The following is a 26,733-nucleotide window of genomic DNA, read 5'->3' as shown; positions in this document are numbered from 1 at the left end:
ATTTCCATTAGCGGGTAACGATCAGATATCCCAGATCAGGTTGATCGCGAAGTTGCGGCCTGGCTCGGTCAGGCGATCGAGGTTGGCCGGGCTGAGCACGGCGGCCTCGCCGACGCTGTCGTAACCGCGCACGTTGTCCCACTGCCAGTATTTCTTGTCCGCCAGGTTGTACACGCCGGCGCTGAGGGTCACGTCGTCGCTGACCTTGTAGAAACCGGCCAGGTCGAGCACGCCATAGCCTGGGGTCTTGAACTGGCTGCTGACGCCGTCCGGCGACTTGAAGCTGCTGTCGTCCACCAGGTTTTTCTTCTGCACCAGGGTCCAGCTGAGCAAGGCGCCGTAGCTGTCCTGGTCATAGCCCAGGCCGAACACGCCGGTCAGCGGGTTGATCGAGTTGAGTGGCTCGCCAGTGTCATTGTTGCGACCGTGGGCGTAGGCGATCGAGCCCTTGGTGTAGAGGCCCTGTGGTGCGCCGAAGGTATCGAGGTTCAGGCGACCCTTGAGCTCCATGCCCTTGATGGTGGCGTGCTTGATGTTGTTGCTCTGGAACGTCAGCTCGTTGTAGCCGGGGGTCACGGCGTCTTCGTTGATGAAGTCGCGGTACTTGTTATAGAACACCACCATGTCGAAGTTGCCTGCCTCGAAGTTGCCGCGCAGGCCAGTCTCGTAGGTTTTGCTTTTTTCCGGTTCCAGGTCCGGGTTCGGCGCCACGCTGTAGCCCGGGTTGACGTTTTCGAAACGACCGTACAAGGCCTTGGCGGTCGGCGTCCGGAAACCTTCGCCGTACTGGCCGAACCAGGTGTAGTTGTCGTCCAGGGCGTAGGTCAGGCCGAACTTGGGCGAGAGCCGATGCCAGGTCTTGTTCTCGTCGCTGACCGTACCCAGGCCATCAGGCGCTACGGTGTTGAGGAACTCCTGGGTGACATGGGGCTTGAGCTTGGTGTAGTCGTAGCGCAGACCCGGGATGAAGGTCCAGTCGTTCCAGGTGATCTGGTCCTGGGCGAACAGGCTGTAGGTGTCGATGGTCGGGTCCGGGAAGTCGCTGGATTTTTTCAGCACATCGCTGGGGCTGATGGCACCCACGGCGCTGCAACCACGACCTACCGCCAGGCAGGTGCCGCTGCCGGTGCGCGAGCCGGTGACTTTCTGGTGTTTGAGGGTGGTGCCGTAGGTCAGCACATGGCCGGTCTCGCCGATGGCGAATGCCTTGTCCAGTTGCGCGTCGAACACCCACTGCTTTTCCTCGTAGAGGGTTTCGCGCGAGCGCATCACGTTGCGGCTGAACGGGAAGTAGTTTTCCAGGGTGGATTGGCCAGTCTTGGCGATCTGGTAGTTCAGGCTCCACTTCAGGTTGTCCACCAGCAGGGCATCGACGGCGAAGCTGTTTTCCAGGCCGAAACGTTCGCGGCTGACGGTCTCTTCACCGGTGCGCGAGCGGTACATGCCCATGGGTTGGCCATTGTTGAACGGGCCGCCGACGGCGCTTTGCAGGTCGGCGTCGCGGTGGTCCTTGTACTTCTCGTAGGTCAGGCCCAGGCGGGCGTCTTCGGCGTAGTTCCAGCCCGCCTTGGCCAGCACGTTAGTGGTGCGCACGTCTTCCGGGTTGGCCGCGGTGCGATCCAGGCCGGTGCCGTTGTTTTGGCCGTAGGATTCGGTTTCGTGACCGTCGCGCTGGCTGAAGTGCAGCAAGCCATCGAACTGATCGGCGCGTCCGGCGACGGTGGCGGATTTCAGCCAGCTGTCATCGGCGGAGCTGTAACCGGTTTTCAGGCGGGCGCCGACATCCTGGCCGGGCTTGATGATGTCTTCCGGGTCAAGGGTGAAGTAGCTCACCGCGCCGCCGATAGCGTTGCTGCCGTACAGCACCGAGGCCGGGCCGCGGAGGATTTCCACGCGCTTGACGATTTCCGGGTCAACGTAGTTGCGTTGGGTCTTGGCATATGGGCCGTTGAAGAAGCCGTTGGGAATCTCGACGCCGTCGACCTGGGTCAGGATCCGGTCGCCGTCGATGCCGCGAATGTTGTAGCCGCTGATGCCGCCCCGGGTGCCGGTACCGCCGACCGATACGCCTGGCTCATAGCGCACCAGGTCCTTGATGGTGTTGACGTTGTTGCGATCCAGCTCTTCGCGGGTGTGCACGGTCACGGTGCTGGGCACGCTGTCGACGCTCTGCTCCTGGCGCGTGGCGCTGATGGTCATCTGCTGCAGTGCGAGGGTGCCGCCGGCGGTGCGTTTTTCCAGCGCGATGTTGTTGCTGCCCAGCTTGCGATAGCTCAGGTTGGTCCCCACCAACAGGCGATCCAGGGCTTTTTCCGGGCTCAGTGCGCCGTGCACGCCTGGCGAGGCCACGCCTTCTGCCAGTTCTGCCGGCAAGCCGACCTGCCATCCGGTGACGGCGGTGAACTCGTTGAGCGCCGAGACCAGTGGCTGCTGGGCAATGGCGAAGCTGTAGTCGCCCATCTGGCGGCTTGGCTGTTGGGCCGGGGTGGCGGCCATCACAGGCGCAGCCTGGGTGCCGGCCAGCAGCATGGCGGCGGTCAGCAAGGACAGCGTGCAGTTGTGCACGCGGGCGGATGGTGAAGAGGACTGGCGGGTAAGGCGAGAGGACATCGATAGCGCTCCGTGTCGCACGAATCTTATAGGTGCAGATTGGCATCAAGGATGCGAATCAATTGCATTGGCTATAACGAGACGTACGGCGAATGACTATCGAGTAAAAATAATTCTCATTCAGTTCAAAATCACCAGCGCCGGGAACTCCTGGAGCTTGGCGGAGGTGATGTGAGCCAGCGACCGGACCACGTCCAGCGGCTGGTCGAGGCGGTAGTTACCGGTGACCGAAACGTTGGCCAACTGTTCGTTGTTGTTGATGATCCAGCCCGGGTAGTAGCGGCGCAACTCGGCCAGGACCTGGTTCAGCGGGCAGTTTTCGAACACCAGGCGGCCCTGGACCCACGCCAGGTCTGTCGCGGGATCGAGGCGGGCCGGTTGATCGAAACCATTGGGCCCGATACGGATACTTTCGCCTGCGCTCAAGCGCACCCGTGCATCGCTGTGGGTGCTGCGCAGGTCGACATCGCCGCGCTGCACCCGCACCTGGGCGACGCCGTCCAGGTAACGCACGGCGAAGGAGGTATCGCGCACGCTGGCGGTGACCGGCCCGGCATCGATTTCCAGGGGCAGGCCACGATTGGCGGCTACCTCGAAATAGGCTTCGCCCTGGAACAGGCGAGCCACGCGTTGTTGATCGTTGATGGTGCTGGAGAACGCCGAGTTGGTGTTGAGCAGGACTTTCGAGCCGTCCTCCAGTTGCAGGCGCTGGCGCTCGCCGACCACGGTCAGGTGATCGGCCTGCAGGCGCATGGGCAGGTTGCTGAAACTGAACAGGCCGAGCAGCAGCACTGCCGCGCTGGCCAGGGGTTTCCAGTGTGGGCGCAGGCGCCCGAGCACGCTGACCTTGCGCTTGGCGCTGTCCAGGGTCTGTGCGCACTGTGCCACTTGCGGGCCGTCCCAGACGGCCTGGGCCATGGCGAAGGCTTCGGCGTTGTGTGGGTCGGCGGCGAGCCAGGCGTGAAATTCACGGCTTTGCTCCTCGCTCGGACTGTCCAGCACGATCAGCCAGTCCAGGGCTTGATCCATCGCCGAGGTGCTGGCTGAATCCCGCGCCGGGGTTGGCGGGTGGGAGTGGTGGCTGTCCGTCACGGGTGTTCCTCGGCCACGTCTGCGCGCGGCTGGTTTTGGATAAGAGTGCTACAAACCTCGGCTAAGGGTAACAAAGCCGACGCCCTGACGCAGGTGTGCAAAACAATGGACCGAGCGACTCAACGGCCGTTGAGACGATCGGCGACACCGACACAGATCGCCATGATCAGCTTCAGGTCCTTTTGCACGGTGCTCAGGGACACGCTGAGCTTCTCGGCGATCTCCAGGTAGCTGTGGCCATGCAGACGGCTGAGGATGAAAATCTGTTGTTGGCGCGCAGTCAGTTGGTTGAGGCTGATGTTCAAGCGTTCGAGCATCTGTTCGGCATGGGCGGCGTCCTCGGCACTGCTCAGCGGCGCGGCAACGTTCTGCACCACCTCCAGCGGTACGTCCTCGAGCATCGTGCGTGATTGGATACGGCGGGCGCGCAGGTGGTCCAGCGCCAGGTTGCGGGCAGTTTGAAAGACGAAGGGTTCCAGGTGGTCGATGGCCCGCTCACTCAACGCCCGGGTCACGCGCAGGTAGGTTTCCTGCAACAGGTCCTCGGCGGTGCTGTGGTTATTGACCATCCGCTCCAATGTGCGCAGCAGCGAGACGCGCTGAGCGAGGAAGACGTGGTTGAAGTGCGCTTGACTCACAGTAGGACCTGATCGATTTCAAGCGAATGATAATGCTTATCATCTATGTCAAAGGTCAAGCGCTTCTTTCTGTAGGAATTATCGGCGACCTTGTAGGTAGGCTGGGTAATCAGGGATCCGGTGGGCGTGTGGCTGATCCAGCAGCGGGCTGCTGAGCAGGTAGTCGGCGCTGCATTCGTTGCAGGCCACTGGAATGTTCCAGACCGCGGCCACCCGCAGCAGCGCCTTGATGTCCGGGTCGTGGGGTTGTGGTTCGAAGGGGTCCCAGAAGAACACCAGCAGGTCTACGCGTTGCTCGGCGATTTGTGCCCCGAGCTGCTGATCGCCACCCAGTGGGCCGCTGATCATGCTTTCCACTGGCAGGTCCAGGCGTTGGCTGAGCAACATGCCGGTGGTGCCGGTGGCGACGAGTTGGTGTTGGGCGAGCTTGTGTTTCTGGCGCTCGGCCCAGTCGAGCAGGAACACCTTGCAGTGGTCATGGGCGACCAGGGCGATACGCTTGCGCGCCGCCATGGTTTTTTCGGTGAAGGTGATGCCGATCATCGGTGGGCTCCAACAAAACCAGAGGGGAGCTGCCGGTGGCAGCTCCCGCATTGCTTATTCGGCGTTGCACAGCGCCAGGCAGTTATCCAGCATGCGGTTGGAGAACCCCCATTCGTTGTCGTACCAGGCCAGCACCTTGAGCAGCTTGCCGCTGACTTTGGTGTGGTTGGCGTCGAAGATCGACGACAGCGGGTTGTGGTTGAAGTCGCTGGAAACCAGGGGCAGGGTGTTGTAGCCGAGGATTTTCGAGTGCTGGCTGGCTTCGCGCAGCAGCGCGTTGACCTCATCGGCCGTGACGTCGCGCTTGAGCTGCACGGTCAGATCCACCAAGGAGACGTTGATCACCGGCACGCGCACGGCCATGCCGGTCAGCTTGCCGGCCAGCTCTGGCAGCACCAGGCCCACCGCTTCCGCGGCGCCGGTCTTGCTCGGGATCATGTTCTGGGTGGCGGAGCGGGCGCGGTACGGGTCGCTGTGGTAGACGTCCGTCAGGTTCTGGTCGTTGGTGTAGGCATGGATGGTGGTCATCAGGCCACTCTCGATGCCCAGCTCGCGGTGCAGCACCTGGGCCACCGGGGCCAGGCAGTTGGTGGTGCACGAGGCGTTGGAGATGATCTGGTGCGACTGGCGCAGGATGTCGTGGTTGACCCCATACACCACGGTGGCATCGGCGCCCTTGGCCGGTGCTGAAATGATCACTTTGCGCGCGCCGGCGCTAATATGCGCGGCGGCTTTGGCCCGGTCGGTGAACAGACCGGTGCATTCGAACACTACGTCGATCTTTTCTGCAGCCCATGGCAGTTCGGCCGGGTTGCGAATGGCGCTGACCGCAATGCGGTCGCCGTTGACCGTCAGGCTCTCCTGGTCGTGTTCCACCTGGGCATCAAACGTGCCGTGCACGGTGTCGTACTTGAGCAGGTGGGCGTTCATCGAACTGTCGCCCAGATCGTTGATGGCGACGATCTGCAAATCCTGACGGTAGCCTTGGGTATACAGTGCCCGCAGGACGTTGCGGCCGATACGGCCAAAACCATTGATTGCGATTCGAAGAGTCATTTGAACAGCGCCGCCGTCGTTTTGTTGTTGGAATTACAAGATTATTCGCATAAAAATAGAAAACAAGCCTTTTTAGTGGCAATATTTTGTTCTATCTACAACGAGTGACCTGAATCAACTGGTCCGATTGGTCAAGAAAACCGTCAAACGCTGCCCGCGTGGACGCCTCTTGATCAGCATAGACACGAACAGGTCGCCATATCCGTTAGCCTGGAGTTCTACACATGCATCCCCGCGTACTTGAGGTCACCGAACGGCTTATCACCCGTAGCCGCGCTACCCGTGAGGCTTACCTTGCATTGATTCGCGGCGCCGCCAGTGATGGCCCGATGCGCGGCAAGCTGCAATGTGCCAACTTCGCCCACGGTGTGGCCGGATGTGGCACCGAAGACAAGCAAAGCCTGCGGATGATGAACGCGGCCAACGTGGCAATTGTTTCGTCATATAACGACATGCTCTCGGCGCACCAGCCCTACGAGACCTACCCGGAACAGATCAAGCAGGCGCTGCGCGAGATCGGCTCGGTTGGCCAGTTCGCCGGTGGTGTCCCGGCAATGTGTGACGGCGTGACCCAGGGCGAGCCGGGCATGGAGCTGGGGATTGCCAGCCGTGAAGTGATCGCCCTGTCGACCGCCGTGGCGCTGTCGCACAACATGTTCGACGCGGCGATGATGCTGGGCATCTGCGACAAGATCGTCCCGGGCCTGATGATGGGCTCGCTGCGTTTTGGTCACCTGCCGACCATCTTCGTCCCGGGCGGCCCGATGGTCTCGGGGATTTCCAACAAGGAAAAAGCCGACGTTCGCCAGCGTTACGCCGAAGGCAAGGCCAGCCGCGAAGAGCTGCTGGAGTCGGAAATGAAGTCCTACCACAGCCCTGGCACGTGCACCTTCTACGGCACTGCCAACACCAACCAGTTGCTGATGGAAGTCATGGGCCTGCACCTGCCGGGTGCTTCGTTCGTCAACCCGAACACCCCGTTGCGTGATGCCCTGACCCGCGAGGCGGCGTTCCAGATCACCCGCCTGACCAAGCAGAGCGGCAACTTCATGCCGATCGGCGAAATCGTCGACGAACGCTCGCTGGTCAACTCGATCGTGGCCCTGCACGCCACCGGCGGCTCGACCAACCACACCCTGCACATGCCGGCGATTGCCATGGCGGCGGGCATCCAACTGACCTGGCAGGACATGGCCGACCTCTCCGAGGTGGTGCCGACCCTGAGCCACGTCTACCCGAACGGCAAGGCCGACATCAACCACTTCCAGGCGGCTGGCGGCATGTCGTTCCTGATTCGTGAGCTGCTGGCGGCCGGCCTGCTGCATGAAAACGTCAACACCGTGGCCGGCCACGGCCTGAGCCGCTACACCCAGGAGCCGTTCCTCGAGGACGGTCAGTTGGTATGGCGCGAAGGCCCGAGCGAAAGCCTCGATGAAAACATCCTGCGGCCGGTGGCCCGGGCGTTCTCGGCCGAAGGCGGCCTGCGGGTGATGGAAGGCAACCTGGGGCGCGGTGTGATGAAAGTCTCGGCGGTAGCCCCGGAACATCAGGTGGTCGAGGCTCCGGCCATGGTGTTCCAGGATCAGCAGGACCTGGCCGATGCGTTCAAGGCTGGCCTGTTGGAGAAGGATTTTGTCGCCGTGATGCGCTTCCAGGGCCCGCGTTCCAATGGCATGCCGGAACTGCACAAGATGACCCCGTTCCTTGGCGTGCTGCAGGATCGCGGCTTCAAAGTGGCACTGGTCACGGACGGGCGGATGTCCGGCGCGTCGGGGAAAATCCCGGCGGCCATTCACGTCAGCCCTGAAGCTTTTGTCGGTGGCGCTTTGGCCCGCGTGCAAGAGGGCGATATCATCCGCGTCGATGGCGTCAAAGGCACTTTGCAAGTGCTGGTGGACGCCGCTGAATTTGACGCGCGTACCCCGGCCACTGGCCTGCTGGATAACGGCATTGGTTGCGGGCGCGAACTGTTCGGTTTCATGCGCATGGCCTTCAGCTCGGCAGAGCAGGGCGCCAGCGCCTTTACCTCTGCCCTGGAGACCCTTAAGTGAAACTAGCGCTGGTCGGTGACATTGGCGGTACCAATGCACGTTTTGCCTTGTGGAAAGACCAGCAACTGGAGTCGGTCCAGGTGCTGGCGACAGCCGACTTTGCCTGTCCGCAAGATGCCATTGGTGCCTATCTCCAGGGTCTGGGCCTGGCGCCCGGAGCGATCGGTGCGGTCTGCCTGTCGGTGGCCGGCCCGGTCAGTGGCGATGAGTTTCGTTTCACCAACAACCACTGGCGCCTGAGTCGCAAGGCGTTCTGCCAGGCCTTGCAACTGGAGCAACTGTTGCTGGTGAATGATTTCTCGGCCATGGCCCTGGGCATGACGCGCCTGCAGCCGGGGGAGTTTCGCCTGGTCTGCGCCGGCACCCCCGAGCCGCTACGCCCGGCGGTGGTGATCGGCCCGGGCACGGGCCTGGGTGTCGGCACCTTGCTCGATCAGGGGCAGGGGCGTTGGGCGGCCCTGCCGGGTGAGGGCGGGCATGTCGACCTGCCGTTGAGCAGCGTGCGGGAAACCCAGTTGTGGCAGCACCTGCATAACGAAATTGGCCATGTCAGCGCAGAAAGCGTGCTCAGCGGCGGTGGTTTGCCACGGCTGTACCGGGCGATCTGCGCGGTGGACGGGCACGCGCCAACACTCGACACCCCGCAAGCCATCACCGCCGCTGGCCTGGCCGGCGACCCGATTGCCCGCGAAGTACTTGAGCAGTTCAGCTGCTGGCTGGGTCGGGTGGCGGGCAACAACGTGCTGACCACCGGTGCCCGTGGCGGGGTCTACATTGTCGGTGGGGTGATCCCGCGGTTTGCCGATTTTTTCCTGGAAAGTGGCTTCGCCCGTTGCTTTGCCGACAAGGGCTGCATGAGCGATTACTTCAAGGGCATTCCGGTGTGGCTGGTGACAGCCCCGTATTCCGGCCTGGTGGGCGCGGGTGTGGCGCTCGAACAAGCATAATCCGCCCCCTTCATAACAATAAGGAAGTCGCCCGTGAGCTCAGTCAACAAGTCGATTTTGTTGGTCGATGACGATCAGGAAATACGCGAGTTGCTGGACACGTACCTCAGTCGTGCCGGCTTTCAGGTGCGTACCACGCCTGATGGCGCGGGGTTTCGCCAGGCGCTGAACGATGCGCCTTGCGACCTGGTGATCCTCGACGTGATGCTGCCCGACGAAGACGGCTTCAGCCTGTGTCGCTGGGTGCGCCAGCACCCACGCCAGGCCCATGTGCCGATCATCATGCTCACCGCCAGTTCCGACGAGGCCGACCGGGTCATCGGCCTGGAACTGGGCGCCGACGACTACCTGGGCAAACCCTTCAGTCCCCGTGAATTGCAGGCACGGATCAAGGCCCTGCTGCGCCGGGCCCAGTTCGGCCAGGAGCGTTCGGGCGGCGAAGTGCTGGCTTTCGACGAGTGGCGGCTGGACATGGTCAGCCACCGGCTGTTTCACACCGACGGCGAGGAGGTGATTCTCTCCGGCGCCGATTTTGCCTTGCTGAAACTGTTCCTCGATAACCCCCAGGCCATCCTCGACCGCGACACCATCGGCAACGCCACCCGGGGCCGCGACCTGATGCCCCTGGACCGGATTGTCGACATGGCGGTCAGCCGCTTGCGCCAGCGCCTGCGCGACACCGAAAAGCCGCCACGGCTGATCCGTACCGTGCGCGGCAGCGGTTATCAACTGGCGGCCAGCGTGGTCGCCAGCAATGGTCACTGAGTTTTTCGCCCGGCTGCTGCGCAAGGTCCCGGTACCGCGCTCGCTGCTGGGGCGGATGCTGTTGCTGACGTTGCTGGCGGTACTGTTTGCCCAAGCCCTGTCGAGCGTGATCTGGGTCTCGCAGTTGCGCGCCACCCAGCTCGAAGGGCTGGTGACCGCCGCCCGCAGCCTGGCTCATTCGATGAACGCCAGCGTCAGTTACTTCCGCTCGTTGCCGGTGGCCTATCGGCCGCTGGTGCTGGACCAATTGCGCAGCATGGGCGGCACCCGATTTGTGGTCACCCTCAACGACAAGCCCCTGGATATGCAACTGCTGCCCGCCACCCCGCGCAAGCAGGCGGTGCTGGCCGCGGTGGACGAGGTGCTGCGCACGTCGCTGGGGGCCGACACCGATATTTCCGTGCAGTTTGTCAGCCCGGATGATCTGCGGATCTTCAATGGCGGCTTGAAGCTCGATGAATTGCCGCGCTCCTGGGCGCACTACGCGCTGACGCTGGAGCCGGTCAACCCGCCGGTGCTGGTGACCCAGATCAAACTGGCCAAGGGCGAATGGCTGTACATCGCCTCCCTGTTGCCCGAGCCCTACACCAGCCTTGAAGAACAGGGCCTGCCGTCGCAGCAGGTGTGGTTCATCGTGCTCACCAGCGGCTTCCTGCTGCTGTTCATCGGGCTGCTGGTGCATTGGCAAAGCCGGCCGCTCAAGCGCCTGGCGCGGGCAGCGCGGGACATGTCCCTGGGCGCCGACGTGCTGCCGGTGGCCGAGGGCGGCGGCAGCGAAGTGGTCGAAGTGGGCCGTGCATTCAATGCGATGCGCGAACGCATCAGCCGCTACCTGACCGAGCGCAGCCAGTTGTTCAGCGCGATTTCCCATGACCTGCGTACGCCGATCACGCGCTTGCGGCTGCGGGTCGAACTGCTGGACGACGAGCAGTTGCAGGCCAAGTTCGGCCGCGACCTGGACGAGCTGGAGCTGCTGGTCAAGGGCGCGCTGCAATGCGTCAAGGACACCGACATTCACGAGAACATCGAGCCGGTGGACCTCAATCACGTGCTCGAATGCCTGGTCGAACCTTACCTGGCGCCCAACGGCAACGGCCGCGTGACCCAGCAGGGGCGGGCGCTCACGGCGTATCCGGGCAAACCGCTGGCGCTCAAGCGCTGCATCGGCAACCTGATCGACAATGCGCTGAAGTACGGACAGACCGCCCACCTGCACATCGATGACGATGACAGCGCGTTTATCCTGCATGTCGACGACGAGGGCCCGGGTGTGCCGGAGCAGCGCCTGGAGCAAGTGTTCGAGCCACACTTTCGCCTGGCCGGGAAGCAGCAGGGGTATGGCCTGGGGTTGGGGATTGCGCGCAACATCGCCCATAGCCATGGCGGCGAAGTGAGTTTGCAGAATTTGCGCGAGGGTGGGTTGCGGGTGACGCTGCAGTTGCCGCGCAGTGTGGATTAATCAGGGATCGCGTAATCGTTGATCGCGGGCAAGCCCGCTCCCACAGGGACGGATGGTGGATTTCCTGTGGGAGCGGGCTTGCCCGCGATGGCACCCGAAGCCAATGTCACAGCCTGGTGACATAACTCGGCGCCTTCGTTACCTGGCCGTCACGACCTGTTGTTTAGACTGCTGGCAGTCATAACAACAAAAAAAGGTCCACCATGTACTCACCTGCCCACCAACAATGGCTGGCTGCCGAGGGCTTGCGCCTGTTGGCGTTCGCCAAGGCTTCCAGGCTGCCCACAGGTTTCGGCAATCTCGACGAGCGCGGCCACCTGCCGCCGGACGCGCAAGCTGAAACCATGAACACCGCGCGCATGACCCACAGCTTCGCCCTGGCCCATATCCAGGGCTTGCCAGGGTTTGCCGAGCTGGTGGATCACGGTATCCAGGCCCTCACTGGGCCGCTGCGTGACGCCGAACACGGCGGCTGGTTCGCCTCGCCCGAGCACCGCGACGGCAATACCGGTAAAGCCGCTTACCTGCATGCGTTCGTCGCATTGGCCGCGAGTTCCGCGCGGGTCGCTCGGCGCCCTGGTGCCCAGGCGTTGCTTGACGATGCGATCGAGATCATCGACCGGCATTTCTGGTGCGAGGAGGAGGGCGCGATGCGCGAGTCGTTCAATCGCGACTGGAGCGTCGAGGAAGCCTATCGCGGCGCCAACAGCAACATGCACGCCACCGAAGCCTTTCTCGCCCTGGCCGACGTCACCCAGGACAGCCGCTGGCTGAACCGCGCCTTGCGCATTGCCGAGCGACTGATCCACGGTCACGGCGCCGCCAATCAGTACCTGGTGGTCGAGCATTTCGACCGTCAATGGCAGCCGCTGCACGCCTACAATCAGGCCAATCCGGCCGATGGTTTCCGCCCCTTTGGCACCACCCCGGGCCACGGGTTTGAATGGGCGCGGCTGCTGTTGCACCTGGAGGCGGCGCGGGTCCAGGCCGGCATGCTCACCCCCGGCTGGCTGCTGCGCGATGCGCAGCAGCTGTTCGCCAACAACTGCCAGCACGCCTGGCAGGTCGATGGTGCGCCGGGCATGGTCTACACCCTCGACTGGGACCGTCGCCCAGTGGTGCGTCAGCGTTTGCATTGGGTGCACTGCGAGGCGAGCGCGGCGGCCAGTGCCTTGCTCCAGCGCACCGGCGAGGGCCTATACGAAACCTGGTATCGGCGGCTTTGGGAGTACAGCGAGCAGTACCTGATCGACCTCGTCCATGGCAGTTGGCACCACGAACTGGATACCGACAATCGCCCGAGTGCGCAGATCTGGGGTGGCAAGCCGGACCTTTATCACGCCTGGCAGGCGGTGCTGATTCCGCGGCTGCCGTTGGCCCCGAGCATGGCTACGGCGTTGGCGCAGGGCTCTGGGTCACGGGTTATGTAACCATGCGGTGACATTTCGCCGTCGCTTCGTTACCTGCGGCGGATCCCAGCCTGTTTAAACTCGTTTGCAGCGCAAGCACCAGACTTGCATGCATAACAACAAGAAAGGTACTTCAGATGAATGCGATTTCTCGCCTCGCCACAGTCATTTCCCTCGCCTCCATGTTCCCCCTCAGCGCCCTGGCCGCCGACCCCAAAGGTTCCGTGGAGGTTGTGCACTGGTGGACCTCGGGTGGTGAAAAAGCAGCGGTCGACGTACTCAAGGCCCAGGTTGAAAAAGACGGCTTTATCTGGAAGGACGGTGCGGTGGCAGGCGGCGGTGGCGCAACGGCCATGACCGTACTCAAGAGCCGCGCCGTGGCCGGCAACCCACCGGGCGTGGCCCAGATCAAGGGCCCGGATATCCAGGAGTGGGGCAGCACCGGCCTGCTCAGCACCGACGCGCTGACCGAGGTCGCCAAGGCGGAAAACTGGGACGGCCTGCTGTCGAAAAAAGTCTCTGACACCGTCAAATACGAAGGTGACTACGTCGCAGTACCGGTGAACATCCACCGCGTCAACTGGCTGTGGATCAACCCAGAAGTGTTCAAGAAAGCCGGGATCGACAAGGCCCCGACCACCCTCGAAGAATTCTACGTCGCTGCCGACAAGCTCAAGGCGGCCGGCTTCATTGCCCTGGCCCACGGCGGCCAGCCATGGCAGGACAGCACCGTGTTCGAAGACGTGGTGCTCTCGGTCATGGGCGCTGAAGGCTACAAGAAAGCCCTGGTCGACCTGGACCAGAAAACCCTCTCCGGCCCCGAGATGGTCAAGTCCTTCACCGTGCTGAAAAAACTCATCGGCTACATGGACCCCAACCGCGCGGGCCGTGACTGGAACATCGCTGCCGCCGACGTGATCAACGGCAAGGCTGGCATGCAGATGATGGGTGACTGGGCCAAGAGCGAGTGGACCGCGGCGAACAAAGTCGCCGGCAAGGATTACCAGTGCGTGCCGTTCCCAGGCACTGAAAACGCCTTCACCTACAACATCGACTCCCTGGCGGTGTTCAAGTTGAAAGCCGATCGCAAGGGTGACATCGCCGCGCAGCAGGACCTGGCCAAAGTCGCGCTGGGCAAGGACTTCCAGAAGGTCTTCAGCATCAACAAGGGCTCGATCCCGGTGCGCACCGACATGCTCAACGACATGAGCGCGCTGGGCTTCGACTCCTGCGCCCAGGCCGCGGCCAAGGACTTCCTGGCGGACGACAAGTCCGGCGGCCTGCAACCGAGCATGGCCCACAACATGGCCACTTCGCTAGCGGTGCAGGGGGCGATCTTCGACGTCGTCACCAACTTCATGAACGACAAGGACGCCGACCCGGCCAAGGCCAGCGCCCAGTTGGCCTCGGCGGTCAAAGCCGCGCAGTAATCCTGGACCCTGAGTAACCCTGTGGGAGCGGGCTTGCCCGCGATAGCTGACTGACATTCAACAGCAGTGTCGACTGTTGCATCGCTATCGCGGGCAAGCCCGCTCCCACAAGGGTTCTCCTCGACTCCGACTCTTACTCCTTTCACTTGGATAATCCCGATGAGCTCTGTGGCGGTTTTCAGCAAAGCCTCACCGTTCGATGCACTGCAGCGCTGGCTGCCCAAACTGGTTTTGGCGCCCAGCATGCTGATCGTTCTGGTCGGCTTCTACGGTTACATCATCTGGACATTCGTTCTGTCCTTCACCAATTCCAGCTTCATGCCGAGCTACAAGTGGGTCGGCCTGCAGCAGTACACCCGCCTGCTGGACAACGATCGCTGGTGGGTGGCGAGCAAGAACCTCGCGCTGTTCGGCGGCCTGTTCATCGGCATCAGCCTGGTGCTGGGGGTGTTCCTCGCGGTGCTGCTGGACCAGCGCATTCGCAAGGAAGGCTTCATCCGCACCATCTACCTGTACCCGATGGCGCTGTCGATGATCGTCACCGGTACCGCCTGGAAGTGGCTGCTAAACCCGGGCCTGGGCCTGGACAAGATGCTGCGTGACTGGGGCTGGGAAGGCTTTCGCCTGGACTGGCTGGTGGATCAGGATCGCGTGGTGTACTGCCTGGTGATCGCCGCCGTGTGGCAAGCCTCGGGTTTTGTCATGGCGATGTTCCTCGCCGGTCTGCGCGGGGTCGACCAGTCGATCATCCGCGCCGCCCAGGTCGATGGTGCAAGCCTGCCGACCATCTACCTGAAGATCGTCCTGCCGAGCCTGCGCCCGGTGTTTTTCAGCGCCTTCATGATCCTCGCGCACATCGCGATCAAGAGCTTCGACCTGGTCGCGGCCATGACCGCGGGCGGCCCGGGGTACTCCTCCGACCTGCCGGCGATGTTCATGTATTCCTTCACTTTCAGCCGTGGCCAGATGGGCATCGGTTCCGCCAGCGCAATGATGATGCTCGGCGCGATCCTGGCGATCCTGGTGCCGTACCTGTACTCCGAACTGCGGGGCAAACGCCATGAATAACTCGCTTGCCACCCCGCGCCTGAGCGTCAGCCGGATCGCCATCTACGCGACGCTGCTGCTGGCCGCTGCGGTGTACCTGATCCCGTTGGTGGTGATGTTGTTGACCAGCTTCAAGTCGCCGGAAGACATCCGTACCGGCAACCTGCTGAGCTGGCCGCAAGTGATCGACGGCATCGGCTGGCTAAAGGCCTGGGACAGCGTAGGAGGGTACTTCTGGAACTCGGTGAAAATCACCGTGCCGGCGGTACTGATCTCGACCTTTATTGGCGCGATGAACGGCTACGTACTGTCGATGTGGCGCTTCCGTGGCTCGCAGCTGTTCTTCGGCCTGCTGCTGTTCGGCTGCTTCCTGCCGTTCCAGACCGTGCTGCTGCCAGCCTCGTTCACCATCGGCAAGCTCGGCCTGGCCAACACCACCACCGGGCTGGTGCTGGTGCACATCGTCTACGGGCTGGCGTTCACCACGCTGTTCTTCCGTAACTACTACGTGAGCATTCCCGATGCCCTGGTCAAGGCGGCACGCCTGGACGGCGCGGGCTTCTTCACGATTTTCTGGAAGATCCTGCTGCCGATGTCGATCCCGATCGTGATGGTCTGCCTGATCTGGCAGTTCACCCAGATCTGGAATGACTTCCTGTTTGGCGTGGTCTTCGCCAGTGGCGACGCGCAACCGATCACCGTGGCCTTGAACAACCTGGTCAACACCAGCACCGGGGCCAAGGAATACAACGTTGATATGGCGGCGGCGATGATCGCCGGGTTGCCGACACTGCTGGTCTACATATTCGCTGGCAAGTATTTCCTGCGTGGGCTGACGTCCGGCGCGGTCAAGGGGTAGAACATGGCAACTCTCGAATTACGCAACGTCAACAAGACCTATGGCGCCGGCTTGCCGGACACCTTGAAAAACATCGAGCTGAAGATCGACGACGGTGAGTTCCTGATCCTGGTCGGCCCGTCCGGGTGCGGCAAGTCGACCCTGATGAACTGTATTGCCGGCCTTGAGAACATCAGCGGCGGGGCGATCCTGGTGGACGACGCCGACATCAGCGGCATGAGCCCCAAGGACCGAGACATCGCCATGGTGTTCCAGTCCTACGCGCTGTACCCGACCATGAGCGTGCGCGACAACATCGCCTTCGGCCTGAAGATTCGCAAAATGCCGACCGCCGAAATCGATGAGGAAGTGGCGCGGGTGTCCAAGCTGCTGCAGATCGAACACCTGCTCGGGCGCAAGCCGGGCCAGCTTTCCGGCGGCCAGCAACAGCGCGTGGCGATGGGCCGGGCGTTGGCGCGGCGGCCGAAGATCTATCTGTTCGACGAACCACTGTCCAACCTCGACGCCAAGCTGCGGGTCGAGATGCGTACCGAAATGAAGCTGATGCACCAGCGCCTGAAAACCACCACGGTCTACGTCACCCACGACCAGATCGAAGCCATGACCCTGGGGGACAAGGTGGCGGTGATGAAGGACGGGATCATCCAGCAGTTCGGCACGCCGAAGCAGATCTACAACGACCCGGCCAACCTGTTCGTCGCGAGCTTCATTGGCTCGCCGCCGATGAACTTCATTCCCCTGCGCCTGCAGCGCAAGGACGGCCGCCTGCTGGCCCTGCTCGACAGTGGCCAGGCGCGCGTCGAGCTGCCATTGAGCATGCAGGACGCTGGCCTCGAGGATCGCGAAGTGATCCTCGGCATGCGTCCGGAGCAGATTGTGCTGGCGTCTGGCGAAACCAACGGTTTGCCGACGATCCGGGCCGAGGTCCAGGTCACCGAGCCGACCGGGCCGGACACGCTGGTGTTCGTCAACCTGAATCATACCAAGGTCTGCTGCCGCCTGGCGCCGGATGTGGCTCCCGCCGTGGGCGAGACCCTGACCCTGCAATTCGATCCGGCCAAGGTGCTGCTGTTCGATGCCAAGACCGGTGAACGCCTGGGGGCGGCGGGTTTGCCAAGGATTGAGGCACACAGCGCCAACGTGACCCAATTCAAAGGCCGCTGAAACACAAGACTGTCGTGAACCATGGCGTGCACCGCCTGAACAAACGCGGTGCAGTCGAGACCATCGCGAGCAAGCTCGCTCCCACAGGGGATTGTAGGAGCGAGCCTGCTCGCGATGGACGTGAACGATGGCCTGCACCGTCTGAATGAGCGCGGTGCAGTTGAGACCATCGCGAGCGAGCTCCCACAGGGGATGCCAGTTAATAACAATAAAACGAGGAAGTAGGGATGAAGATCAAGAACAACGCTCAACTCATCTGCCAGCTGTCGGCGGTCGCAGCTATGTGCCTGGCAGCCAACGCGCATGCCGCTGACGCGTTCAGCGCTGACTCCAAGTGGATGACCGGCGATTGGGGCGGCGAGCGTACCCGGCTGATCGAGCAAGGCATCGACATCAAGGCCGACTACGTGGGTGAAGTCGGTGGCAACCTCAACGGTGGCTACAACGACGACAAGACCGCGCGCTATGCCGACCAGTTTGGCCTCGGCGTGGCGCTGGACCTGCAGAAACTCTGGGGCTGGGACAACACCCAGGCCAAGATCCAGCTGACCAACCGCAATGGCGAAAACATCTCCAACGACCGTATCGGCGACCCGCGCGCGGGCACCTTGAGTTCCTCCCAGGAAGTCTACGGTCGCGGCCATATGGTGCGTCTGACCCAGTTGTGGATCCAGCATCAGTTCCTCGACAACAAGCTCGACGTCAAGGCCGGTTACTTCGGCGAGGGCGAGGACTTCAATACCTTCCCGTGCGAGTTCCAGAACCTGGCGTTCTGTGGTTCCCAGGTGGGTAACTGGGCCACCAACATCTGGTACAACTGGCCGGTCAGCCAGGCGGCGATCCGCGTGAAGTACAACATCACGCCAGAGTTCTTCGCGCAGATCGGTGCCTACAACCAGAACCCGTCGCAACTGGAGCACGGCAACGGCTTCAAGCTCAGCGGCAGCGGCACTCAGGGCACCGTGTTGCCGGTCGAGTTGGTCTGGTCGCCGAAGGTCAACAACCTGCCGGGTGAATACCGTGTGGGCTACTACAAGAGCACGGCCGCAGCCAATGACGTGCGCGAGGACGACAACGGCCAGGATGCCGCAACCAGCGGTGACAGCTACCGCGAGCACAGCAGCAAGCACGGTTACTGGTTCGTCGCCCAGCAGCAACTGACCAGCCACAACGGCGACGCTTCCCGCGGCTTGAACATCGCGGCCAACGCGACCTTCCACGACAAGGACACCAACGTCGTCGACAACTATCAGTCGCTGATGTTCGTGTACAAGGGCCCGTTCGATGCACGGCCAAAAGATGACGTCGGCATCGGCTTCGCCCGTATCCACGTCAACGAAGACGTGAAGAAAAACGCCGAGCTGGTCAACGCGGCCAATGGCGTCAGCGACTATGCCGATCCGCTGTTCTCGCCATTGCGGACCACCGAGTACAACTACGAGATCAACTACGGTTTCCACGTCACCAATTGGCTGACGGTGCGTCCTAATCTGCAATACGTCACCCACCCGGGCGGTGTCGATGAAGTCGACAACGCGCTGGTGGCCGGCCTGAAAATTCAGTCGGTGTTCTAACGCGGTTGCGATAAGCTCTTCTCCATGTGCGCATTTTTGCGGACAGCCCAGGCTGTCCGCTTTTTTTTGGGGGCGCGCGCCCTCTGGTTACCGCTGATTTTCAGGACCGTGGCACATGCAAGAGCATCCGCTACAACGTTTCTTCAAATCCTTGCGCGAACGTCCGGTGTTTGCGTGGGAGCGCTATCAGAAGCGCGATGTGTTGGTGATCGATCATCCGCTGTGCCAGGCGGTGTTCAGTCGCCAGGGCGCGCAGTTGCTGCATTTCCAGCCCTCGGGGCACAAGCCCTGGTTGTGGTGTGCGGCGAAGTGGCCACAGGTCGGCGCCATCCGTGGCGGCGTGCCGGTGTGCTGGCCGTGGTATGGCCGCCACCCGAGCGAAAACGCCTGGCCGTCCCATGGTTGGGCGCGGCTGATCGACTGGAAGCTGATCGACAGCAGCAGCGATGCCGACGGCGTACGCCTGCACTGGCAGTTGCAGCTGTGTGACTGGCAAGTGGACCTGCACGCGCACCTGGGCGAGCGCATGGAATTGCGCCTGAGCACTGAGCACCAGGACAGCCTGCCGTGCCAGTTGAGCCATGCTTTGCACGCTTACTGGCGTATTGGTGACGTCGGTGAGGTAGCGCTGTCTGGGCTCGATGGCGCCCAGGGTTATGACCAGCTCAAGCGGGAAAATTGCCAGCAGCAGGGCGAGTTGCGGGTCGAGGGCGGCTGTCAGCGGGTGTTCCAGCACGAGGGGGAACTGCAGCTCAAGGACCACGCCTGGCAGCGCCAGTTGTGCATCGACACCGGTGCCAGCGCTGACACGGTGGTCTGGCATCCCGGCTCACGGCCGTTGCTGGGGGTGAGCTGGAACGAGATTTCCGAGTTTGTCTGTGTCGAAGCCGCCAGTGGTGGCACCGACAGCTTGTGCCTGGCGCCGGGGGAGCGGGCGCATTTGAGCCTGCAGGCGTGGGCGGCGGCTTAGTTTAAGATATTGCGGTGTCTGGACTGGCCCCTTCGCGGGCAAGCCCGCTCCCACAGCGTCCACGTCGAGCACAAAACCTGCGGCTGCCATTGAACCTGTGGGAGCGGGCTTGCCCGCGATGAGGTCTGAGCGGGCAATGAAGCTGTTGGATCAGTTGAACTCGTCACCTACCGGATAGCGGCTGGCGTTCAAGCTCTCTTTGATTTTGCGCAAGTGCGGCTGGAAATCGACGCCGCGGCGCAGGGTCATGCCGGTGGCGAGGACGTCGAGCACGGTCAGTTGAATGATCCGCGAGGTCATCGGCATGTAGATGTCGGTGTCTTCCGGCAACGGGATGTTCAGGCTCAAGGTGCTGGCCTTGGCCAGTGGCGAGCCCTCGGCGGTCAGGCCGAGGACCGAAGCGCCATTTTCCCGAGCGATGCGCGCCACTTCCACCAGTTCACGGGTGCGTCCGGTGTAGGAAATGATCACGAACAACTCGCCGGTGTGGGCCACCGAGGCAATCATCCGCTGCATCAGTACGTCGGCGTGGGCGGTGACCGCCAGGTTGAAGCGGAAGAACTTGTGCTGGGCGTCCAGGGCCACCGGGGCGGAAGCACCGAGGCCGAAGAAGTGGATCTGCCGGGCCTGGATCAACAGGTCGACGGCGCGGCTGATCAGGTTCGGGTCCAGTGCCTGGCAGGCGCTGTCGAGGGAGGCGATGGCGCTGCCGAAGATTTTCTGGGTGTAGGCTTCGGGATTGTCATCGGCCTCCACCGCGCGGCTGACGTAGGCCGCGCCGCTGGCCAGGCTCTGCGCCAGTTGCAGCTTGAGCTCCGGGTAGCCGCTGACCCCGAATGAACGGCAGAAACGGTTGACCGTCGGCTCACTGACCGAGGCGGCCTGGGCGAGGGCGGCGATGCTGAAGCGAGTGGCCTGCTGTGGGTTGAGCAGGATCACTTCGGCGACCTTGCGCTCGGCCTTGTTCAGGTCGGCAAGGCGATTCTGGATCTGTTCCAGTAAGTTCCGCACGCGGTCCATATGAAATTCCTTGGTTCAGCTCTGCAAAGAGGGGGCTTGGCTATGCCAATTGAGACTTTGATCGGGCCCATAACGGTGGCCTATCCTACTGATGGCCCCGACTGACCACCACTCGGAATCTGTATTTTGGAAAAATGTTGTGGTTATTACTACATTTTTCCTTGAGCGATGCCTTGAAAAAAGGTATTTGTAGCTTAACTTGATAAAAGAACAAACATCATGCCTTCGATTACGGTTGAACCGTGCACCTTTGCCTTGTTCGGCGCCCTCGGCGATCTGGCCCTGCGCAAGCTGTTTCCTGCCTTGTATCAACTTGATGGCGCGGGCCTGCTGCATGAGGACACGCGCATTATCGCACTGGCCCGTGAAGCGGGCACGGAGCAGGAACACCTGGCTTTCATCGCCCGGGAACTGCGGCGCTATGTAGAGGCCAAGGAGCTTGACGAAGCCGTGGTCGAGCGCTTCCTGGCACGCCTGACGTACCTGCACGTCGACTTCCTCAAGGCGGACGACTATGTCGCCCTGGCCGAACTGGCGGGCACCGCGCAGCGGATGATTGCCTACTTCGCTACCCCGGCAGCGGTGTACGGCGCTATCTGCGAGAACCTGGCGCAAGTGGGCCTGACGGAAAACACCCGGGTGGTGCTGGAAAAGCCCATCGGTTCGGACCTGGAGTCCTCGCGCAAGGTCAACGATGCCGTGGCGCGGTACTTCCCGGAAAACCGTACCTATCGCATCGACCACTACCTGGGCAAAGAGACGGTACAGAACCTGATCGCCCTGCGTTTCGCCAACAGCCTGTTCGAAACCCAGTGGAACCAGAACTACATTTCCCACGTGGAAATCACGGTCGCCGAGAAAGTCGGGATCGAAGGTCGCTGGGGCTACTTCGACAAAGCCGGCCAACTGCGCGACATGATCCAGAATCATCTGTTGCAGCTGCTCTGCCTGATCGCCATGGACCCGCCGGCCGACCTGTCCGCCGACAGCATCCGTGACGAGAAGGTCAAGGTGCTCAAGGCGCTGGCGCCGATCAGCCCGGAAGGCCTGACTACCCAGGTGGTGCGCGGCCAGTACATCGCGGGCTACAGCGCGGGCAAGCCGGTGCCGGGTTACCTGGAAGAAGAGAACTCCAACACCCAGAGCGATACCGAAACCTTCGTTGCGCTGCGGGCCGACATTCGTAACTGGCGTTGGGCCGGCGTGCCGTTCTACCTGCGTACCGGCAAGCGTATGCCGGACAAGCTGTCGCAGATAGTCATTCACTTCAAGGAACCGTCGCACTACATCTTCGCCCCCGAGCAGCGCTTGCAGATCAGCAACAAGCTGATCATCCGCCTGCAGCCGGACGAAGGTATTTCCTTGCGTGTGATGACCAAGGAACAAGGCCTGGACAAGGGCATGCAGCTACGCAGCGGACCGTTGCAGCTGAATTTTTCCGATACCTATCGCAGTGCGCGGATTCCCGATGCCTACGAGCGGTTGTTGCTGGAAGTGATGCGCGGCAATCAGAACCTGTTTGTCCGTAAAGATGAAATCGAAGCCGCGTGGAAGTGGTGCGACCAGTTGATCGCCGGATGGAAAAAATCCGGAGATGCCCCCAAGCCGTACGCGGCGGGGTCCTGGGGGCCGATGAGCTCCATTGCACTGATCACGCGGGACGGGAGGTCGTGGTATGGCGATATCTGAATTAAAACTGCCCGAGGGCGTCAGCGCCCATGCATTCAAAAGCCCGGTGCTGCTGGCCGAGAGCCTGGCGCTGGCAGTGGCCCGGCAACTGGGCGACGCCATCGAAGCCCGGGGCACGGCGACCCTGGTGGTCTCCGGTGGGCGCAGTCCGGTGGCGTTTTTCCAGCATCTGGCCAAGCAGAAACTCGACTGGGCCAACGTCGTGGTCAGCCTGGCTGACGAACGCTGGGTGCCGGTCGAACACGCCGACAGCAATGCCGGCCTGCTCAAGCGTTATCTGCTGCAGGGGCCGGCCGCCAAGGCGCAGTTCCTCAGCCTGTACAGCGCCAGCGCGAACCTTGAGCAAGCCGCCGAACAGGCCGACCGCCTGCTCGCCGAGCTGCCGAAGATTGATGTGCTGGTGCTGGGCATGGGTGACGACGGGCATACCGCTTCGTTGTTCCCCAACAGTCCGCATCTGGCCGAGGCCCTGCAGGTCGACGGCACGCGCCGGTGCTGGCCGATGCTGGCGCCGACCGTACCCCATCAGCGCCTGACCATGAGTCGTGCGTTGCTGGCGTCGGCGCAGGTCACGGTTCTTTCGATTTCCGGTCAGTCCAAGCTGGCCACCCTGAGTGACGCACTGGCCGGTGACGATGTCGCCGCAATGCCGATTCGTGCCTTTCTGCAACCTACGTTAGAGATTTACTGGTGCCCATGAGCCAAGGATCAGCCGCTATGAAAAACCCATCCCCGACCGTTTCCATGGCGGACAAAGTTGCCCTGATCGACAGCCTCTGCGCCAAGGCGCGGATCCTGCCGGTGATTACCATTGCCCGCGAGCAGGATGTCCTGCCTCTGGCTGACGCCCTGGCGGCCGGTGGTCTGACCGCCCTGGAAGTGACCTTGCGCTCGCAGTTCGGCCTCAAGGCGATCCAGATCCTGCGTGAGCAGCGTCCGGAGCTGGTCACCGGTGCCGGCACGGTGCTGGATCGCACCACGCTGGCTGCCGCTGAAGCTGCGGGTTCGCAGTTTATCGTCACTCCGGGGATTACCCGTGAGCTGCTGGAAGCCAGCGTAGCCAGCTCGATCCCGTTGTTGCCGGGGATCAGCAATGCCTCGGGGATCATGGAGGGTTATGCCTTGGGTTATCGGCGCTTCAAGTTGTTCCCGGCCGAGGTCAGCGGCGGTGTCGCGGCCATCAAGGCCCTGGGCGGTCCGTTCGGTGAAGTGAAGTTCTGCCCGACGGGTGGGGTGGGTCCGGGGAACATCAAGAGCTACATGGCGTTGAAGAACGTGATGTGTGTGGGCGGGAGCTGGATGCTGGATCCGGAGTGGATCAAGAACGGTGACTGGGCGCGTATTCAAGAGTGTACGGCTGAGGCGCTGGCTCTGTTGGATTGATGGTTTTTGCAGGATCGTTGTAGTTGTTCTGTGTTTTACGGCTATTTGGCGCACTTGGTCGGTGCGCCTTTTTTTTTGTTCTCGTTGGCGTCTCAGCTCAATTCGATCAACGCCTGTGTCAGCAGCCGCATGTCCCGTGCGGTGCTGGTCAGGCCCGGGGTGATGCGGATGCACGGGCCGCAGGCCGAGCCGCTGCGGGCCACAGTGAATAGGTTGTAGTCCTTGAGCAGGCGCTCGACCATCGGTTGCTGATCCGCCTGGTGGGTAAACCGTACGGAGCTGATCGCGCAGTACAGGCGCGGGTCATCCGGGGTCATGACTTCAATCCCCGGTACCTTGCGCACGGCGCTGACCCACAGGTTGCGCAGGTAGTTGAGGCGCGCGCCTTTGGCTGCGGCGCCGCCCATGGCTCGATGCTCTTCGAACACCAGGGGCAGGGTCAGCAGGGCTGGAATGTTCGGGGTGCTGTAGGGCGTGCGGCAGCGGATGTCGCTCGTGGGGAAATGGAACTCGCCCATGTCCGGATCGATCGCGCCCAGGCGCTGCGGCGCGATGTAGATGAACCCCAGGGTCAACGGGCCGCCGATCCATTTGTGCAGGTTGTAGCCGGCAAACTCGATGCCCAGTTCATCCAGGTCGAACTCGATCTGGCCGAGAGCGTGGGCGCCGTCGAGGATTACGTCGATCCCGTGTTCTCGGGCAGCGCTGGCAATGGCCTGGACCGGCAGCACCAGGCCGGTGCGGTGGGTGACGTGGGTCAGGGCCATTAGCTTGAGACGTGGGTACTGCTCGAATGCCGCGCGATAGCTTGCCAGCAGGGTCTCGAAACTCGCCGGGTGGTCATGCTGGATTTCAATCACTTCCACGCCACGATGGCGGGCCAGCCAGCGCATCGCACTTTTTACCGTGTCGTATTCCAGGTCGCAGAGCAGTACCTGGTCGCCCGGTTGCAGGCCGTTGTAATTGCGAATCAGCGCTTGCAACCCATCGGACGCGCAGCGGGTGAAGGCGACCGCCTCGGCGGGTACCCGCAGCAAGTCGGCCAGGTGCTCGCGCACGGTCACGCTCTCGAACTGTTCGAAGCGCTGGCGCACATGCACCGAGTTACTGCGGTTGATCAGTTCGATATTGCGCTGGTACTCGTCGATCACCGTACGCGACATACGGCCGAAATAGCCGTTTTCCAGGTTGATCGGACCTGGCTGGACATCGTAGCGATCAGCGAAGGTTTGCCAGAAAGCTTCATCACGGGCGCGTAGCGTGTTATCGGGCATGGGGCGACTCGGTGCGGGTTCAGTGGCTCAGTGACGAGGTTTGGGTTTGCCGTGTTTGGCCCGCAATGGGTCCAGCAGATCGGACAACCCGTTGTGGTCGATTTCCTGCATCAATGCCAGCAGGCCGCCGAGTTCACCGTGGGGGAAACCCTCGCGGGCGAACCAGTTGAGGTAGGGGCCAGGCAGGTCGGCGATGATGCGTCCCTTGTATTTGCCAAAGGGCATTTCGCGGGTGATCAGTAATTCGAGCTTTTCAGGGTTCATCGGTCAGCGGTCCTGGTTCAGACACTTTGGAAAATACAGGCATTCTGCATGCAGGCCAATTGACAGATCATGCAAATAGCGTGGATACAGATTCCATCTAAAATACTAAGTCATTGAAAAATAACGGAAATTTATCAATTCAAAAGCTGGCACACGAGCTGCAACTCCTTATGCAACTCTCTCAACCCGCAAGGAATTGAAAAATGACCGACATTAATAAAGAAGCGATTTCAGTCCTCAACGACTTGATCGAGACCAGCAAGGACGGCCAGGAAGGGTTCAAGACCTGCGCCGAAGACATCAAGCATCCTGAACTCAAGGCGCTGTTTGTCAAACGTTCTACCGACTGCGCCACCGCCGCCGCGGAACTGCAGAGCACCGTGCGTTCGATGGGTGGCGATCCGGAAACCTCCACCAGTGTAAGCGGCGACCTGCACCGTCGCTGGGTCGACCTCAAGTCGCTGGTGACCGGCAAGGACGAGGAGGCGGTACTTAACGAAGCCGAGCGCGGCGAAGATCATGCCCTGAAGGCTTACAAAGAAGCGCTGGAGAAAATCAACAAACACAACCTGGTGAACATTCGTGACCTGGTTGAACGTCAGTACCACGGCGTGCAACGCAATCACGATCAGGTCAAAGCCCTGCGCAACCAGGCGCGTGCTCGCTCGTAAGCTTGTAGCTGTGTAAAAACGCCGCTCGTCCAGCCATGGACGGCGGCGTTTTTTTGGCCCAGCCACTGCAATCAGGTTGGATTAAATCCGGTCCACAGCCAGACGACTTTTTCACCTTCAATCCGTGGCATCGCAGTGGCGTAGTCGAGCCAGTGTCATGGGCAGTCGGACGGGGCTGTCATGGATGTAGGGTTGTTTTAAGAAGTGGCGATGTACAGGTAGGCGCGAGCTAGCGGTTCGCCTGAATTAATCTCATGGACATAAAAAATCCGCAGGCCTTATCGGGCTGCGGATTTTTCTTGGCAGGGCGAATCAGCCGATGCTGATTGCGGGCAGGGTTGGCAGGGTCACGGTCTGCTGCTTGCGCGGGGCGAGGATCTCGGCTTCGCCATCGACCACCAGTTCATCACGCTGGTTGAACACTCGAGTGGCGATGCGTACGCGGAACTTTGGCAGTTTTTCGAGGATTTCCAGGCGCACGGTCAGGGTGTCGCCGATCTTCACCGGCTTCTGGAAACTCATTTGTTGACCGAGATAGATGGTGCCCGGCCCAGGTAGTTCGCAGGCGACTGCGGCGCTGATCAGCGCACCGCTGAACATGCCGTGGGCGATACGTTCCTTGAACATGCTGGCGGCCGCGAATTCAGGGTCCAGGTGCACCGGGTTGTGGTCGCCGGACATCGCCGCGAACAGCTGGATATCGCGCTCTTCCACGGTCTTGCTGTAGCTGGCGGTCTGGCCGACTTCGAGGGCTTCGTACGGCGTGTTGGTAACCTGGGTCATGTGTCTTGGATCCTGTGACGAGTTAAGTGAAAAAA

24 protein-coding genes are annotated in these 26,733 nt (G+C 62.0%); 15 read left to right on the top strand and 9 right to left on the bottom strand.

The genetic code is table 11. The features are described 5' to 3' along the window. Positions 1 to 21: 21 nt before the first annotated feature. From CKW24_RS19710 to gap, 5 genes are all read right to left on the bottom strand, one after another. Positions 22 to 2,610 (bottom strand): TonB-dependent receptor, encoded by a 2,589-nt coding sequence (locus tag CKW24_RS19710; RefSeq protein WP_095169833.1) that lies wholly within the window; start codon positions 2,608 to 2,610, stop codon positions 22 to 24. A 120-nt stretch (positions 2,611 to 2,730) separates the two neighbouring features. Beyond that, the gene (locus CKW24_RS19705; protein WP_095169832.1) at positions 2,731 to 3,702 is read right to left on the bottom strand and encodes a FecR domain-containing protein; all 972 of its coding nucleotides are present in this window, start codon (positions 3,700 to 3,702) and stop codon (positions 2,731 to 2,733) included. Between the two features lie 119 nt (positions 3,703 to 3,821). Continuing rightward, a complete protein-coding gene (locus CKW24_RS19700; RefSeq protein ID WP_095169831.1) occupies positions 3,822 to 4,340 on the bottom strand; it encodes an RNA polymerase sigma factor in 519 nt (172 codons plus the stop codon). 78 nt (positions 4,341 to 4,418) lie between these two features. Further along, a complete protein-coding gene (locus CKW24_RS19695) occupies positions 4,419 to 4,883 on the bottom strand; it encodes a methylglyoxal synthase (RefSeq protein ID WP_095169830.1) in 465 nt (154 codons plus the stop codon). Between the two features lie 54 nt (positions 4,884 to 4,937). After that, the gene (gap, locus tag CKW24_RS19690) at positions 4,938 to 5,939 is read right to left on the bottom strand and encodes a type I glyceraldehyde-3-phosphate dehydrogenase (RefSeq protein ID WP_095169829.1); all 1,002 of its coding nucleotides are present in this window, start codon (positions 5,937 to 5,939) and stop codon (positions 4,938 to 4,940) included. A 224-nt stretch (positions 5,940 to 6,163) separates the two neighbouring features. Between gap and edd the strand changes: the two genes are divergently transcribed. The 11 genes from edd to CKW24_RS19635 all read left to right on the top strand — a co-directional run bounded on the left by edd (position 6,164) and on the right by CKW24_RS19635 (position 19,614). Then, positions 6,164 to 7,990, top strand: a complete 1,827-nt coding sequence (gene edd, locus CKW24_RS19685) for a phosphogluconate dehydratase (RefSeq protein ID WP_095169828.1) — start codon at positions 6,164 to 6,166, stop codon at positions 7,988 to 7,990. Further along, positions 7,987 to 8,937: a glucokinase gene (locus CKW24_RS19680; RefSeq protein WP_095169827.1), complete on the top strand. Its 951-nt coding sequence runs from the start codon at positions 7,987 to 7,989 to the stop codon at positions 8,935 to 8,937. Before edd ends, CKW24_RS19680 begins: the two co-directional genes overlap by 4 nt. Before the next feature lie 33 nt (positions 8,938 to 8,970). Continuing rightward, entirely contained in the window at positions 8,971 to 9,702 is a 732-nt protein-coding gene (locus CKW24_RS19675) for a response regulator (RefSeq protein ID WP_095169826.1), read from the top strand. Continuing rightward, on the top strand, positions 9,692 to 11,161 hold the full coding sequence (locus CKW24_RS19670) for an ATP-binding protein (RefSeq protein WP_095169825.1): 1,470 nt from the start codon (positions 9,692 to 9,694) through the stop codon (positions 11,159 to 11,161). Before CKW24_RS19675 ends, CKW24_RS19670 begins: the two co-directional genes overlap by 11 nt. A 203-nt stretch (positions 11,162 to 11,364) precedes the next feature. Then, positions 11,365 to 12,591, top strand: a complete 1,227-nt coding sequence (locus CKW24_RS19665; RefSeq protein WP_095169824.1) for an AGE family epimerase/isomerase — start codon at positions 11,365 to 11,367, stop codon at positions 12,589 to 12,591. A 116-nt stretch (positions 12,592 to 12,707) separates the two neighbouring features. Next, a complete protein-coding gene (locus CKW24_RS19660; RefSeq protein ID WP_095169823.1) occupies positions 12,708 to 14,000 on the top strand; it encodes an ABC transporter substrate-binding protein in 1,293 nt (430 codons plus the stop codon). Positions 14,001 to 14,159: 159 nt separating this feature from the next. Next, complete coding sequence (locus CKW24_RS19655; RefSeq protein ID WP_095169822.1) at positions 14,160 to 15,068, top strand: carbohydrate ABC transporter permease; 909 nt, start codon at positions 14,160 to 14,162, stop codon at positions 15,066 to 15,068. After that, positions 15,061 to 15,906, top strand: a complete 846-nt coding sequence (locus tag CKW24_RS19650; protein WP_095169821.1) for a carbohydrate ABC transporter permease — start codon at positions 15,061 to 15,063, stop codon at positions 15,904 to 15,906. The genes CKW24_RS19655 and CKW24_RS19650 overlap by 8 nt, the downstream gene beginning before the upstream one ends. 3 nt (positions 15,907 to 15,909) lie before the next feature. After that, complete coding sequence (locus tag CKW24_RS19645; RefSeq protein ID WP_095169820.1) at positions 15,910 to 17,070, top strand: ABC transporter ATP-binding protein; 1,161 nt, start codon at positions 15,910 to 15,912, stop codon at positions 17,068 to 17,070. 227 nt (positions 17,071 to 17,297) lie between these two features. After that, the gene (locus CKW24_RS19640; RefSeq protein WP_095169819.1) at positions 17,298 to 18,644 is read left to right on the top strand and encodes a carbohydrate porin; all 1,347 of its coding nucleotides are present in this window, start codon (positions 17,298 to 17,300) and stop codon (positions 18,642 to 18,644) included. A 115-nt stretch (positions 18,645 to 18,759) separates the two neighbouring features. After that, positions 18,760 to 19,614, top strand: a complete 855-nt coding sequence (locus CKW24_RS19635) for a D-hexose-6-phosphate mutarotase (protein WP_095169818.1) — start codon at positions 18,760 to 18,762, stop codon at positions 19,612 to 19,614. Between the two features lie 150 nt (positions 19,615 to 19,764). Here CKW24_RS19635 and CKW24_RS19630 read toward each other — a convergent pair whose 3' ends face one another. After that, positions 19,765 to 20,625: a MurR/RpiR family transcriptional regulator gene (locus CKW24_RS19630; RefSeq protein ID WP_174244630.1), complete on the bottom strand. Its 861-nt coding sequence runs from the start codon at positions 20,623 to 20,625 to the stop codon at positions 19,765 to 19,767. Between the two features lie 228 nt (positions 20,626 to 20,853). Here CKW24_RS19630 and zwf point away from each other — a divergent pair, with 228 nt between their 5' ends. The 3 genes from zwf to CKW24_RS19615 are packed head-to-tail and all read left to right on the top strand — an operon-like array spanning position 20,854 to position 23,706. After that, on the top strand, positions 20,854 to 22,323 hold the full coding sequence (gene zwf, locus CKW24_RS19625) for a glucose-6-phosphate dehydrogenase (protein WP_095169816.1): 1,470 nt from the start codon (positions 20,854 to 20,856) through the stop codon (positions 22,321 to 22,323). Further along, a complete protein-coding gene (gene pgl, locus CKW24_RS19620) occupies positions 22,310 to 23,023 on the top strand; it encodes a 6-phosphogluconolactonase (protein ID WP_095169815.1) in 714 nt (237 codons plus the stop codon). The genes zwf and pgl overlap by 14 nt, the downstream gene beginning before the upstream one ends. 17 nt (positions 23,024 to 23,040) lie before the next feature. Beyond that, the gene (locus tag CKW24_RS19615; RefSeq protein ID WP_095169814.1) at positions 23,041 to 23,706 is read left to right on the top strand and encodes a bifunctional 4-hydroxy-2-oxoglutarate aldolase/2-dehydro-3-deoxy-phosphogluconate aldolase; all 666 of its coding nucleotides are present in this window, start codon (positions 23,041 to 23,043) and stop codon (positions 23,704 to 23,706) included. A gap of 92 nt (positions 23,707 to 23,798) precedes the next feature. Here CKW24_RS19615 and CKW24_RS19610 read toward each other — a convergent pair whose 3' ends face one another. Together CKW24_RS19610 and CKW24_RS19605 are read right to left on the bottom strand one after the other, a co-directional pair. Further along, positions 23,799 to 24,980 (bottom strand): aminotransferase class V-fold PLP-dependent enzyme, encoded by a 1,182-nt coding sequence (locus tag CKW24_RS19610; protein WP_095169813.1) that lies wholly within the window; start codon positions 24,978 to 24,980, stop codon positions 23,799 to 23,801. Positions 24,981 to 25,007: 27 nt separating this feature from the next. Beyond that, positions 25,008 to 25,244, bottom strand: a complete 237-nt coding sequence (locus tag CKW24_RS19605; protein ID WP_095169812.1) for a DUF3820 family protein — start codon at positions 25,242 to 25,244, stop codon at positions 25,008 to 25,010. Between the two features lie 203 nt (positions 25,245 to 25,447). Between CKW24_RS19605 and CKW24_RS19600 the strand changes: the two genes are divergently transcribed. Continuing rightward, a complete protein-coding gene (locus tag CKW24_RS19600) occupies positions 25,448 to 25,915 on the top strand; it encodes a PA2169 family four-helix-bundle protein (RefSeq protein ID WP_095169811.1) in 468 nt (155 codons plus the stop codon). A gap of 312 nt (positions 25,916 to 26,227) precedes the next feature. Here CKW24_RS19600 and CKW24_RS19595 read toward each other — a convergent pair whose 3' ends face one another. After that, positions 26,228 to 26,698: a MaoC family dehydratase gene (locus CKW24_RS19595; RefSeq protein WP_093425453.1), complete on the bottom strand. Its 471-nt coding sequence runs from the start codon at positions 26,696 to 26,698 to the stop codon at positions 26,228 to 26,230. Between the last annotated feature and the right edge of the window lie 35 nt (positions 26,699 to 26,733).

Origin of the sequence: Pseudomonas sp. Irchel 3H3 (assembly GCF_900187635.1) — a bacterium.
Lineage (GTDB): Bacteria > Pseudomonadota > Gammaproteobacteria > Pseudomonadales > Pseudomonadaceae > Aquipseudomonas.
Note: the sequence above shows the minus strand (reverse complement) of the source record. Positions and strands in the feature narration are given on the sequence as shown.